Annotated in this window: 10 protein-coding genes; 7 read left to right on the forward strand and 3 right to left on the reverse strand. The window is 37.9% G+C overall.

What is annotated here, in order from left to right:
- Nucleotides 1-164 precede the first annotated feature (164 nt).
- The 3 genes from secA (at nucleotide 165) to prfB (ending at nucleotide 5,189) form a co-directional block, all read left to right on the forward strand.
- A complete protein-coding gene (secA, locus tag ACQKNC_RS17995; RefSeq protein WP_427426122.1) occupies nucleotides 165-2,675 on the forward strand; it encodes a preprotein translocase subunit SecA in 2,511 nt (836 codons plus the stop codon).
- Nucleotides 2,676-3,348: 673 nt separating this feature from the next.
- Entirely contained in the window at nucleotides 3,349-3,891 is a 543-nt protein-coding gene (locus ACQKNC_RS18000) for a competence protein ComK (protein ID WP_427426123.1), read from the forward strand.
- 193 nt (nucleotides 3,892-4,084) lie between these two features.
- A protein-coding gene (gene prfB / locus ACQKNC_RS18005) for a peptide chain release factor 2 (protein WP_427426124.1) occupies nucleotides 4,085-5,189 on the forward strand; the annotation gives its coding sequence in 2 pieces (ribosomal slippage) (nucleotides 4,085-4,159 and nucleotides 4,161-5,189; 1,104 coding nt in all).
- A gap of 67 nt (nucleotides 5,190-5,256) precedes the next feature.
- On the opposite strand, the gene ACQKNC_RS18010 is transcribed toward prfB, so the two are convergent.
- On the reverse strand, nucleotides 5,257-5,766 hold the full coding sequence (locus tag ACQKNC_RS18010) for a competence protein ComK (protein ID WP_427426125.1): 510 nt from the start codon (nucleotides 5,764-5,766) through the stop codon (nucleotides 5,257-5,259).
- A 226-nt stretch (nucleotides 5,767-5,992) separates the two neighbouring features.
- On the opposite strand from ACQKNC_RS18010, the gene ACQKNC_RS18015 reads away from it, so the two are divergent.
- Entirely contained in the window at nucleotides 5,993-6,235 is a 243-nt protein-coding gene (locus tag ACQKNC_RS18015) for an IDEAL domain-containing protein (protein ID WP_402782535.1), read from the forward strand.
- A gap of 45 nt (nucleotides 6,236-6,280) precedes the next feature.
- Here the strand turns inward: ACQKNC_RS18015 and ACQKNC_RS18020 are convergent, their stop codons facing one another.
- A complete protein-coding gene (locus ACQKNC_RS18020) occupies nucleotides 6,281-6,550 on the reverse strand; it encodes a hypothetical protein (protein ID WP_427426126.1) in 270 nt (89 codons plus the stop codon).
- 219 nt (nucleotides 6,551-6,769) lie between these two features.
- Here ACQKNC_RS18020 and uvrB point away from each other — a divergent pair, with 219 nt between their 5' ends.
- The 3 genes from uvrB to ACQKNC_RS18035 all read left to right on the forward strand — a co-directional run bounded on the left by uvrB (nucleotide 6,770) and on the right by ACQKNC_RS18035 (nucleotide 13,392).
- Nucleotides 6,770-8,749: an excinuclease ABC subunit UvrB gene (gene uvrB, locus ACQKNC_RS18025; protein ID WP_427426127.1), complete on the forward strand. Its 1,980-nt coding sequence runs from the start codon at nucleotides 6,770-6,772 to the stop codon at nucleotides 8,747-8,749.
- Between the two features lie 7 nt (nucleotides 8,750-8,756).
- A complete protein-coding gene (gene uvrA, locus ACQKNC_RS18030; protein WP_427426128.1) occupies nucleotides 8,757-11,621 on the forward strand; it encodes an excinuclease ABC subunit UvrA in 2,865 nt (954 codons plus the stop codon).
- Between the two features lie 1,078 nt (nucleotides 11,622-12,699).
- The gene (locus ACQKNC_RS18035; protein ID WP_427426129.1) at nucleotides 12,700-13,392 is read left to right on the forward strand and encodes a hypothetical protein; all 693 of its coding nucleotides are present in this window, start codon (nucleotides 12,700-12,702) and stop codon (nucleotides 13,390-13,392) included.
- A 67-nt stretch (nucleotides 13,393-13,459) separates the two neighbouring features.
- Here the strand turns inward: ACQKNC_RS18035 and ACQKNC_RS18040 are convergent, their stop codons facing one another.
- The gene (locus tag ACQKNC_RS18040) at nucleotides 13,460-13,639 is read right to left on the reverse strand and encodes a hypothetical protein (RefSeq protein WP_427426130.1); all 180 of its coding nucleotides are present in this window, start codon (nucleotides 13,637-13,639) and stop codon (nucleotides 13,460-13,462) included.
- Nucleotides 13,640-13,898 lie beyond the last annotated feature (259 nt).

Below are 13,898 nucleotides of genomic sequence, written 5' to 3' on the forward strand. Positions count from 1 at the left end.
CGACAGCAACAAATGTTTTCTGTGCGAAAGCGGAGCGACAGCAACAACAATTATGCCAAGGCGTAATTGATATGATTTCTTTCCATGCTAGGGACTCTGTTTGCATGAATCTGTTACACAATGGTAAAATGAAAGTTGAGACTATATAGGAAGTGAAAAAATTCATGGTAAACCTATTAAATAAATTATTTGATTTCAATAAACGTGAACTAAAAAAATTAGAAAAAATCGCTGACCAGGTTGAGGGATTCGCTTCTCAAATGGAACAGCTTTCAGATGATCAATTACAAGCGAAAACAGAAGAATTTAAAAAACGCTATTCCGATGGAGAGAATTTAGAGTCGCTTCGTGCGGAAGCTTTTGCCGTTTGTCGAGAAGGGTCAAAGCGTGTGTTAGAGATGTACCCATTCCGTGTACAAATTATGGGTGCTGCGGCATTAGATGAAGGTAATATTGCGGAAATGAAAACCGGTGAAGGTAAAACGTTAACGGCTACAATGGCTGTTTACTTAAATGCTATTACTGGTAAAGGTGTACATGTTGTGACAGTCAACGAGTATTTAGCGAGTCGTGACGCTGAGGAAATGGGACATCTGTATAATTTCTTAGGCTTATCGGTTGGTTTAAACTTGAACAGCCTATCAAAAGAAGAAAAGCGTGCAGCCTATGAAGCTGATATTACGTATAGTACAAACAATGAGCTTGGCTTTGACTATTTACGTGATAATATGGTGCTTTATAAAGAAGAACGTGTACAACGTCCGCTACATTTTGCGGTAATCGATGAGGTTGACTCGATTTTAATTGATGAAGCGCGTACGCCATTAATTATTTCGGGTCAGGCTGGGAAATCAGCGCAGCTTTATAAACAGTCTAATGCGTTTGTTCGTATGTTAAGTGCAGAAACGGATTACACATATGAAGAGTCGACAAAAGGTGTTACATTAACAGATGCTGGTGTTGAAAAAGCAGAGAAAGCATTTGGCATTGATAACCTATTTGATTTAACACATGTGCGTTTAAACCATGCGATTAACCAATCGTTAAAGGCGCATGTAAGTATGCATAATGATGTTGATTATGTTGTACAAGAGGGCGAAATCATTATCGTTGACGGCTTTACAGGTCGTTTAATGAAAGGTCGTCGTTACTCAGATGGACTGCATCAGGCAATTGAGGCTAAAGAGGGCGTAGAGATTCAAAATGAATCGATGACGATGGCAACAATTACGTTCCAAAACTACTTCCGTATGTATCAAAAGCTTTCAGGTATGACAGGTACAGCGAAAACAGAGGAAGAGGAATTCCGTAATATTTATAATATGAGTGTTGTGGCGATTCCTACGAATAAGCCAATCGCTCGTGATGACCGTCCAGACTTAATTTTTGCTTCGATGGAAGGGAAATATAAAGCGGTGGCGGCAGATATAGCAGAGCGCCATAAAGCTGGACAACCAGTTCTTGTTGGTACTGTTGCAATTGAAACATCTGAAATTATTTCGAATTTATTGGATAAACATAAAATCCCACATAACGTTTTAAACGCGAAAAACCATGAGCGTGAAGCTGAAATTATTGCGAATGCTGGTATGCAGGGTGCAGTAACAATCGCTACGAACATGGCTGGTCGTGGTACGGACATAAAACCTGGGGAAGGTGTAATGGAGCTTGGCGGTTTAGCTGTAATTGGTACGGAGCGTCATGAATCTCGTCGTATCGATAATCAGCTACGTGGTCGTTCTGGTCGTCAAGGGAACCCAGGGATTACTCAATTCTATCTGTCACTAGAAGATGAATTAATGCGTCGTTTTGGCTCTGATAATATGAAGAACATGATGATGAAATTAGGGATGGATGATTCACAGCCACTACAATCTAAAGTTGTTTCAAGAGCAGTAGAATCAGCTCAAAAACGTGTTGAAGGAAATAACTTCGATGCCCGTAAACGTTTATTACAATATGATGATGTGTTACGTCAGCAACGTGAGATTATTTATAAAGAGCGTTACGACGTATTAGAAACAGACAATATGCGTATGCTTGTCGAGTCTATGATTCAAGAAACAATTGACAACGTTGTCGCATTATATACGCAAGGTGAGCAAAAAGATTGGCACTTAAAAGCAATCGATGACTATGTCGCAGCAAACCTATTAGATGAAGGCGTTCTGAAGGTGGAAGATTTACAAGGTAAATCTGCAGAAGAGATTAATCAGTTAATTTCTAACGCTGTCCAAGCACGTTATGATGAAAAAGAAGAACAGCTTACACCAGATCGTATGCGTGAATTTGAAAAGGTTATCTTATTACGTTCAATTGATACGAAGTGGATTGATCATATCGATGCTATGGATCAGCTACGTCAGGGTATCCATCTTCGAGCATATGGTCAAAATGACCCGCTTCGTGAGTATCAACAAGAAGGCTTTGCTATGTTTGAGGATATGGTTGCTTCCATTCGCGAAGATGTAGCAAAATATGCGATGAAGGCAGAAATCCATAATAATTTAGAGCGTGAGGAAGTTGCAAAAGGTCAAGCTGTGAATCCGAAAGAGGATGGCGGTTCAGCTCCGAAAAAGCAACCTGTCCGTAAGGCTGAAAATGTCGGACGTAATGATTTATGTCCATGTGGAAGCGGTAAGAAATTCAAAAACTGCCATGGTGCAGCTCAATAAGTTAACTTCTTTCGGCGGATGTTCAAACATCCGCTGAAAGAATTTAAAGCCTCCGGCGGATGTCACGGAATCGGAAAGGATTTAATAAAGGATGTTAGCCTAAAATCATCGCATCCATGCGATAACGGCTAACTGACCTGCATCACGCAGGCCTAAGCACAAAGCCGATTCCGGACGCAATTATGCCGAGGCATAATTGCTAGATTACGAAAAAGATCATTTTAACTGTATGTTAAAATGGTCTTTTTTTCTATGTTTTAGGATATCTTCACAATTAAAATAGACGATACTCCTGCTGAGAGAAGGCGAACCCCCACACGAAATGAAGAGGAAGGATGTTTCGATCTAAAGAGCTTCAATTCGTTAAATTATTAGATGATTCAGAGAAAAAGTATATAATACTACAACAATAGGTAAATAGTTCAATAAAAAGGGTAATGTCTATAACTTTTTTCTGGTTTATTATGAGTATATATAAATAGTTCGAAAGTTCAGAAAACTAAAATCTATTTTCTTTGAATAAAGGGGGTGATTCATGTGTGGATATAAAAATCCTCGAGAAAAGTAGTCCTAGCCAGACCTTCTCGAGGAAATACATTGGAGTATACCAATATATTAAGTAGTATACTCCTCTTTACTAGAAAAAATAAATACTATTTTGAGGAGGATTGACATGTATAGTGATGACATTATGAGTAGTGAAACGATGCTATATATACCGGAGTATGATGCCCATGGAAACTTGTGTACACGTGTAATAGAAAGGCATTACGAGTATATATCAAAATTAGCACCGACAAAATTAATGGATTATAATCTACGTTATTTTGGTTCAAGCTTAAGAGGAGCTTTCGATGGCTCGAAAATGATACTCGGAAAACTGAATAAAAATCCAATAGTTGTTCATGAACGAAGTAATATTGTATGGTTTCCAAGTAAATCATATTTGCGACCTGAATGTAAATGGTTTGCTGTCCATCATATTAAGGACTATCAAGCTATGGAAAAAAAGAGTACAAAAGTAATTTTTATGAATGGTTATGAAATTAATGTGGACCTAAGTGTTAGAGCATTTGAAAACAGAATTCAAAGAGCGTTTTTACTAAAATATAAACTGGAGAAACGAACAAAGAATCTACTAGTACAATATGATCAAGGTAAAGTACAACGTATGGCCAACAACGTTATCTTTGAAGATGAATCTGAAAATGATTGAAATACTATCGTAATTCATACTGTGTTGTAAAAAAGTATGTTTTCCGCCGTAAAAACGTTATAATAAAGAGATACGGGGCTTGAAAAAGATGAGGTATAAGTATTTTGAAATCATTTCTTATACTGATTTTTGAACTTCTATCATAGAAGTTTTTACAAGATTACCCCATTAATAATGTTCGGAGGATTTTATAATGATTGAATTAGCAGATGTACGTAACGCGTTAGACACTTCAGCCAAAAAATTGGCGGATTTTAGGGGGTCTCTTTGACTTAGAAAACAAAGAGGCACGCATTCAGGAATTAGATGAAATGATGCTTGAGCCAGGCTTTTGGGATGATCAACAAGGCGCACAGGTAATCATTAATGAGAGTAATGGCTTAAAGGCAATTGTTAATGAATATAAAGATTTAGTGGAAACACATGAGAACCTAGATATGACGCTAGAGTTATTGCAAGAAGAGCCAGATGAAGAATTGCAAGAGGAGCTAGGCAATGAATTAGTAGAATTCCAGCAAAAAATGAGCGATTTTGAGCTGCAATTACTATTAAGTGGCCCATATGATCAAAACAATGCGATTTTAGAGCTACACCCAGGTGCAGGTGGTACGGAGTCTCAGGATTGGGGCTCAATGCTACTTCGTATGTACACACGCTGGGCAGAAAAACGTGGCTTTAAAGTCGAAACAGTTGATTATCTTCCGGGCGATGAAGCAGGTATTAAATCTGTTACATTGTCTATTAAGGGTCATAATGCTTACGGCTATTTGCAAGCAGAAAAAGGTGTCCATCGTTTAGTACGTATTTCACCGTTCGACTCTTCTGGTCGTCGTCATACATCTTTCGTTTCTTGTGATGTTATGCCTGAATTCGATGAGAATATTGAAATTGATATTCGTACAGAGGATTTAAAAATTGATACGTATCGTGCAACTGGTGCAGGTGGTCAGCATATTAATACGACAGATTCAGCTGTTCGTATTACGCACATTCCGACTGGTACTGTCGTACAATGTCAGGCAGAACGTTCACAAATTAAAAACCGTGAAAAAGCAATGACGATGTTAAAAGGGAAACTCTATCAATTAGAAATCGAAAAGCAGCAGGCACAGCTAGATGAAATCCGTGGTGAACAGAAGGAAATCGGCTGGGGCTCGCAAATTCGTTCATATGTATTCCATCCATATTCAATGGTGAAAGATCACCGTACAAATGAAGAAACAGGTAATGTAGGAGCAGTGATGGATGGTGATTTAGATCCATTCATTAATGCATATTTACGTTCAAAAATCGGGTAATGAAAGCCCCTCAGAGGCACAGATATTGTGCTTTTGAGGGGGTTTTTTAGTTCTGCAAAAAAGCCTATTAAAAAGGTGGATGAAACGGGGTGTCTTGGCTAATCTGTTTACGCTCATTCATGTAATGCTTATAGAGCATCGATGCATTGACAAATTGCTTGCTCATCGAAGCATATTGAATAGGCAGTTCAATCTGTTTATTGTTTTTCAGTGTGACGATACAGCCCATTTTACTAGGAACGATATTCGAAATGGCGTGAAGACCAATCCAAATATTGTGGATAGAGTTTGGCGAGTATGTCGGTAGAAAAATACATGGATAACCATAATCATAAGCAACAACGATTGGAAGCTTATGTTGATTACCGAAGAAGCGTTTGGCTGAATGTTTTGCTGCTTCATAGGTTGTCCCTAGTGAAATACAAGATTTTCGTAATATATGCATTGGCTTCCGTGTGACGATTAGTTCATTATGTTTGTCGATTACCTGTGTGAAAATTTTAGAGTCATACTGAATTGGCCGAAGTAAATAGGTGTTGAAAGACATTAAATATCCATTGACGTAGTTTGCTGACATATATGTAAGCCCCCTTTTTTCTATTTATTATTGAAGTGTAAAATAGAAAATTAAATTCAGAAAATATAGATAACAGAGGAAAGTTATTGATATATCAAGCGATTGCTTAGAGGAATTGCTTGAAATAGCACAAGATTAATAGTGAATCGAAGTGATTTTCAGTTCTTTAGCATTGCATTTTAATTTCAATTTTCATATAATTTAGAAAAGGATCGAGGTGAGATCGTTGGATAAATATTATTCGTATACAGATTTTCTAAAAGCCGTTGGTCAGTCAAAAAAAGTTGATGAGGCAGAGAAATTATTAAACGAGATTTATTTAGATTTATTTTTAAATCATATCCAGCGTATGCATCGTGAAGAGCAGCTCATGGTTCTGATAGATAGAGCACTCGATGAAAAAGATGAAAAGGCATTTCATCTATACGCAGCCGAACTAGAAGCTTTACACCAAGTTGCAAGTGAATAATATGACGAACCCGCTCTCCATTTATTAGAGGGCGGGATTTTTTTGCTAGTTTATTTGCAAGATTGGTGATTGAATATCTTGAAATTGTTTAGGTTCTGAGCGGAAATTGAGTGAGGTGGGAATCAAAACTTCGTGGGATCTGAGCAGTTTTGAGCCTACCTGAGTAGTTCTATCAGCCACCGGATCAGTTTTACATTTAACCTGAGCAGATCTAGGGCCAACCCGATCTTTTTCAACCAACCTGAGCAGATCTAGGGCCAGCCCAATCAATTTCTTCACCCCACCTGAACGTTTCTCCCCTCTAAAGTAATGCATTTACATTGTCCCACCTCGATTAGCTAACATTTGGAAAGGGTAATCTATTTATAGATAGGCTGTAATTAAATATTTCCAGTACATACGTTCTATTAGATTCATCTTAAATATAGCAAACGAAAAAATATTTACAAACATTCGTTCGTTAAATGTTCGAAATTTTAATAGTGCTATGCTAAAATATATGTATCAAATTGGTAGGAAAGGACGGGGACATGTGTGCAAACATTTGATTTACAAGCGCCATATACACCTGGTGGAGATCAGCCACAGGCAATTGCGGAATTAGTGGAGGGTGTACGTGCCGGTAAACGACATCAAACATTGCTCGGTGCAACAGGAACAGGAAAAACGTTTACGATTTCTAATGTCATTAAACAGGTAAAAAAACCGACACTTATTATGGCACACAATAAAACTTTAGCGGGTCAATTATATAGTGAGTTTAAAGAGTTCTTCCCTAATAATGCTGTTGAATACTTTGTCAGCTACTATGACTACTTTCAGCCAGAGGCATATGTACCGCAGACGGATACATATATCGAGAAAGATTCAAGCATTAATGATGAAATTGATAAGTTACGTCACTCTGCAACATCTTCATTATTCGAGCGTGATGATGTCATTATTATTGCATCCGTGTCCTGTATATATGGTCTAGGTTCTCCAGAAGAATATCGTGAAATGGTCGTGTCAGTGCGGACTGGAATGGAAATTGAACGTAATCAGTTGCTTCGAAAACTGGTCGATGTACAGTATGAGCGTAATGATGTGAGTTTTACACGTGGGACGTTTCGGGTACGTGGCGATGTAGTGGAAATATTCCCTGCATCTCGTGATGAGCATTGTATCCGCGTGGAGTTTTTTGGGGACGAGATCGATCGTATTCGCGAGGTGGATGCGTTAACTGGTGAAATACTAGCGGATCGTGATCATGTAGCTATTTTCCCAGCATCTCACTTCGTTACACGAGAAGAAAAAATGCTAAAGGCCATTGAAAATATTGAAAAAGAGTTGGAGGAGCGTTTAGCGCTTTTACGTGCAGAGGATAAATTATTAGAGGCACAGCGTTTAGAGCAACGCACTCGTTACGATTTAGAAATGATGCGTGAAATGGGCTTTTGCTCAGGTATCGAAAACTACTCGCGTCATTTAACATTGCGTGAAGCGGGGGCAACTCCATATACGCTACTTGACTATTTCCCTGAGGATTTTTTACTTGTTGTCGATGAAAGTCACGTTACTTTACCACAAGTTCGAGGGATGTATAACGGTGACCAAGCACGTAAAGGTGTGCTAGTTGAGCATGGATTCCGTTTGCCATCAGCACTAGATAACCGCCCTTTACGTTTTGAAGAATTTGAGAAACATATACATCAAGCTATTTATGTATCAGCAACACCTGGCCCATATGAGCTTGAGCATTCTCCGGAAATGGCGCAGCAAATTATTCGTCCAACAGGGCTGCTTGATCCACAAATTGACGTACGTCCTATTGAAGGGCAAATCGATGATTTAATCGATGAGATTCAAGGTCGTATTGCCCGTGATGAACGAGTCCTAGTTACAACATTGACGAAAAAAATGTCAGAGGATTTATCGGCTTATTTGAAAGAAATGGGCTTAAAGGTGGAGTACTTGCATTCAGAGATTAAGACGCTAGAGCGAATTGAAATTATTCGCGAGCTGCGTAAAGGTACTTACGATGTTCTAATCGGCATTAACTTATTGCGAGAAGGGATAGATATTCCTGAGGTTTCTCTTGTGGTGATTTTAGATGCTGACAAGGAAGGATTTTTACGTTCAGAGCGTTCATTAATTCAAACGATTGGACGTGCTGCTCGTAATGCTAATGGTCATGTCATTATGTACGCAGATAATATGACGGATTCGATGAAAAAGGCGATTGAAGAAACAAAGCGTCGTCGAACACTGCAAATGGCGTATAACGAAGAGCATGGCATTACACCGAAAACGATTGTTAAGAAAATTCCTGATGTTATTCGTGCGACACAGGTGGCAGAGGACGAAGAGTCTTATGTAACGAAGGCAACAAAAGGTAAGAAATTGACGAAGGTGGAAAAAGAGCAGTTACTTGCTTCTCTAGAAGTAGAAATGAAGGAAGCAGCAAAAGCACTCGATTTCGAACGTGCTGCTGAGCTGCGAGATACAATATTTGAATTGAAGTTAGAAGGGTGAATGGCTTGTGAAAAATACTGAAATAGTCGTGCAAGGCGCACGAGCTCATAATTTAAAAAATATCAATGTCACAATTCCACGCGATCAATTAGTCGTGTTAACAGGTTTATCAGGCTCTGGGAAATCATCATTAGCGTTCGATACGATTTATGCCGAGGGACAACGTCGTTATGTAGAATCCCTTTCAGCATATGCTCGACAATTCCTTGGACAAATGGATAAACCAGACGTCGATGCGATAGAGGGGTTATCTCCTGCTATTTCAATCGATCAAAAAACGACGAGCCGTAACCCACGTTCTACAGTTGGTACAGTAACGGAAATTTATGATTATTTACGTTTGTTATATGCGCGCATCGGTAAGCCTATTTGTCCAAATCATGGAATTGAAATCACTTCCCAAACGATTGAGCAAATGGTCGATCGTTTATTATCTTACCCAGAAAGAACGAAAATGCAGTTGCTTGCTCCGATGGTATCAGGGCGTAAGGGAACGCACGTAAAGCTACTTGAAGATTTAAAAAAGCAAGGTTTTGTTCGAGTGCGTATCGATGGTGAGCTACGTGATTTAGATGATGCGATTGATCTTGATAAAAACAAGAAGCATTCAATAGAAGTAGTCGTCGATCGTGTTGTTATGAAGGAAGGTATTGCGTCACGTCTTAGTGATTCCTTAGAGACAGCATTACGTTTGGCAGATGGGCGTGTACTTGTCGATGTGATGGAACATGAGGAATTATTATTTAGTGAGCATCATGCTTGTCCATTATGTGGATTTTCAATCGGTGAGCTTGAGCCTCGCATGTTTTCATTTAATAGTCCATTTGGAGCTTGTCCAAGCTGTGATGGTTTAGGCTCGACACAAGAGGTAGATCTTGATTTAGTAGTGCCTGATTGGGATCGTAGTTTATTAGAGCATGCTATAGCACCATGGGAACCAACGAGCTCTCAATATTATCCGCAGTTATTAAAGGCTGTGTGCGATCATTATGATATCCCGATGGACGTCCCAGTAAAGGAACTTCCGAAAGAAAAGATGGATAAAATTTTATATGGTTCTGGTAAAGATAAAATCCACTTCCATTATGAAAATGAGTTTGGAAATGTGCGAGATCAAATGATTGAATTCGAAGGTGTTGTACGTAATGTGGAGCGCCGTTTTAAGGAGACAACGTCTGATTACGTGCGTGAACAAATGGAGAAATATATGGCGCAGCAAGCATGTCCATCTTGTAAAGGTTATCGCTTAAAGCCTGAAACTTTAGCTGTGAAACTAGCAGATAAGCATATTGGTGAGGTCACACAGTATTCGATTCAGGAAGCAGATACATTTTTCAAAGAGTTTGATTTATCAGAAAAGGATATGAAGATTGCTCGACTTGTTTTACGTGAAATTGAAGAACGACTTGGCTTCCTTGTCAATGTAGGGTTAGATTATTTAACGTTAAGTCGAGCAGCAGGAACACTTTCAGGGGGAGAAGCTCAACGAATTCGCCTTGCGACACAAATTGGCTCACGTTTAACGGGTGTCCTCTATATTTTAGACGAGCCATCAATCGGCTTGCATCAACGTGATAATGATCGTCTTATTAGTACACTGCAAAATATGCGTGATATTGGCAATACGCTTATTGTTGTTGAGCACGATGAAGATACAATGCTGGCGGCGGATTATCTTATTGATGTGGGTCCTGGTGCGGGTGTGCATGGTGGTCAAATTGTGGCGGCAGGAACACCGCAGGAAGTAATGGAAAATGAAAAGTCTTTGACGGGGCAATATTTAAGTGGTAAAAAGTTTATTCCACTGCCAATTGAGCGACGCAAACCGAATGGGCGTAAATTATCGATTAAAGGTGCCAAGGAAAATAATCTTCAAAATGTGAAAGTTGATATACCACTTGGCTTATTCGTTGCCGTAACAGGGGTTTCAGGATCAGGTAAATCAACGCTTATTAATGAAATTTTATATAAATCATTGGCTCAAAAGCTTAACCGTTCAAAGGTGAAGCCAGGCGAACATAAAGAAGTAACAGGCATTGATGAGCTCGAAAAGGTTATTGATATTGACCAATCACCAATCGGTCGTACACCTCGCTCTAATCCTGCTACGTATACTGGTGTGTTTGATGATGTTCGAGATGTTTTTGCAACAACAAATGAAGCAAAAGTACGTGGCTATAAAAAGGGGCGCTTTAGCTTCAACGTTAAGGGAGGTCGCTGTGAGGCTTGTCGTGGTGACGGAATTATAAAAATTGAAATGCATTTCCTACCAGATGTTTACGTGCCATGTGAAGTCTGTCATGGGAAGCGTTATAACCGTGAAACACTTGAAGTGAAATATAAAGATAAGAGCATTGCGGATATTTTAGATATGACGATTGAAAACGCAGTAGTATTCTTCGAAAATATTCCGAAAATCCAACGTAAACTACAAACGATCGTGGATGTAGGGTTAGGCTATATGAAATTAGGGCAACCTGCAACAACTTTATCTGGTGGTGAGGCACAGCGTGTAAAATTAGCCTCTGAATTACACCGTCGTTCAACAGGTAAATCATTCTATATTTTAGATGAGCCAACAACGGGCTTACATGCGGATGATATTGCACGCTTACTCGTTGTTTTACAGCGTCTAGTTGAAAATGGTGATTCAGTACTAGTAATCGAACATAATTTAGATGTCATCAAAACAGCAGACTACATTATCGATCTAGGGCCTGAAGGTGGAGACAAGGGCGGTACGATTGTGGCGACAGGTACACCAGAAGAAGTCGCTGAAGTCAGCGGCTCTTATACGGGCAAATATTTAAAGCCAATATTGACAAGAGATCGGGATCGTATGGAAGCTGCTTTAGCTAAGGCTACTCAATAAAGTCCCAAAAAGTTCGCAAATTTCCTAAGGAGATTTGCGAACTTTTTTACGATAAAGGGCATACTGCGAAGGAGGATATCGATAATAAATCAATTATGCCTCGGCATAAATTAAGCCAACAATTAGAGGGAAATAAGAAAAGTTTTTGGCAGAAGTTATTCTCAAAATAAATCTTATTTATACATTTCTATACACTATTAGTTGACATAACATTCGAAGAAGTAGGCAGTAAAGACAACGGATAAACCCTTGTCATTACTGCCTTTTCGTTTGAATCATTATTTATTATGTATGCAAGATTTTATACATCGTTGGTTTGTCAGCGTTTTTGGACTGCTTTACGAGCTGCAGCGTGTATAAAATCTTGCATATGATTATACCTAAAAAACTTACTGTTCCCATTATCGACAGCAGCGAATGGTTAACTAAGCTTTATCAATTTTTGTTCAACTAATAACAAAAATTGATAATAGACTGGTGGCATAGGGTTCTCTTTATTAGAAAGTAGTAAGTTATTTTCTGAATTTTATCAATTTTTGTTCAAATAATGACAAAACTTGATTTTAAAATATTTATAGCTAATGATATGCTATTTATCATACCCGGGTAAAAGCAAGATTAGAACTAATTTAGTGGCATCCTTGACTACGATAACACTATGACAAGTATCCATAATGGTATTATTGATACAGTAAGTAATATGACGAGATCGACTGAATATCATGTGAATTCTAAAAAATGGGAAGGGTTTTTAAAATGAGACTTTTTAAAATAACAATTGGTATATTTATTGTTCTGATTGGTACTTCTTTTTTTAGTATCACAATATACGATGAATTATTTAAAAATATAGTATTAAAGATATTTGGTCTTTTTTTCTTGTTTCTTGGACTTTGGTATATAAATAAAAATATATACAAGTACAAACGTTAATCGATGAGCGTTTTGGATAAATATTGTGAAGATTGAACTAGTAATCAAAGCTCCTGTAACAATAGGTAGCGCCAAATTTAGGTTTTAAAGATATCGTTATTTTATTTTGTGTTTTTAAAATTCAGAAAACAGGAGGTGGAGAATCTTGAGAAAATTTGGGAAAAGGTTTTTAAGTTTAATCATGGCATTAACATTAGTTTTGTCAATTAATACGTTTTTCTTAACAAAAGTAAAAGCTGATACTTTGTCTGATGAACAATATCAAGTAACTGTAGATAATCAAATGTATAATTTAAATATACATATTCAAGATAATTTAAAAACAGTTACGGTAGATGATGGAAGTACAATTGAAACAGTCGTATATAACATGGAAAATAGCAAGATATATATAAATGGTGAAGAGATTTCGAATACATTGGTTACTTTTTTTGAAGAAATAATTGAAGATGAAGAATCCTTTTCATTAACCCCACCGGACAATCTTCCTTCAACATCTCGTGCCAATGTGCCAGATGCTGGATGGAGTAACTCATGGATTTACGAGTACTCAAACAAAGGTTCTATTAATTTATCAAGCTTAGCTACAGCTGCTATTGTAGGAGTGTTGGCAGCAGTATTCACAAAGAATGTAATCGTTGGTGGTCTAGCTGCTGTTGCTACAGCAATAGCAGGTGCAATTTCGTCTGAGAGGAGTACTATATATTACGAAGAAATTAGATATTGGCAACCTGATTATAACTGGCCTAAATTATTCAAAGACTATAAATCAGTTATAACTTTTTACAAATATTCTGGATATACAGGTAAAATAACAACAAAAACAATCTACCACTAAAACAGAAGATTAATCATATTGGTTATGGGTTAATCTAGTTAACATTAATCTGAAAAGAAAGCTGTTATTACAGCTTTCTTTTTAGTACTCTATGTACTTTACCACCAGGATAAATTCCTTGGGTTGCCAGTACTTCTTCTAGTTGCTGAAGACGCTCTTCTTTGAGCTGACGATCTCCGTTTTGATTCCCATATGTAATAAATGTTTGAACTGCTTGGCTTGGTGTAGTTTTTAGTTTGTTTTTCATAGTATTTGCTCCTTTTTTGAAGCAAAAAAGCGTTTCACATCGCTGTAGTAACGATGCAAAACGCTTTGGATGACGGAAACTTTTAATTAACTGTTGAAATGTATTCTAATTCATACTAGAATGACGTATATAGAAACTATGTATCGTTTTAACAGTTAAAAACAGTCATTTCACGACAAGCTGCATCGTATGTACGAGATACGATAAGGCGATTAATAAAGTGCTACCAACACTTTATTAGTCACTGTGGGATGGCTTT

The organism is Lysinibacillus sp. NPDC094177 (assembly GCF_050279145.1).
GTDB lineage: Bacteria > Bacillota > Bacilli > Bacillales_A > Planococcaceae > Lysinibacillus.

Excerpts from the sequence above, each read along its gene's own strand:
- secA (WP_427426122.1), top strand. The coding sequence starts at position 165 with ATGGTAAACCTATTAAATAAATTATTTGATTTCAATAAACGTGAACTA.
- ACQKNC_RS18000 (WP_427426123.1), top strand. The coding sequence starts at position 3,349 with ATGTATAGTGATGACATTATGAGTAGTGAAACGATGCTATATATACCG.
- ACQKNC_RS18010 (WP_427426125.1), bottom strand. The coding sequence starts at position 5,766 with ATGTCAGCAAACTACGTCAATGGATATTTAATGTCTTTCAACACCTAT.
- ACQKNC_RS18020 (WP_427426126.1), bottom strand. The coding sequence starts at position 6,550 with ATGCATTACTTTAGAGGGGAGAAACGTTCAGGTGGGGTGAAGAAATTG.
- ACQKNC_RS18040 (WP_427426130.1), bottom strand. The coding sequence starts at position 13,639 with ATGAAAAACAAACTAAAAACTACACCAAGCCAAGCAGTTCAAACATTT.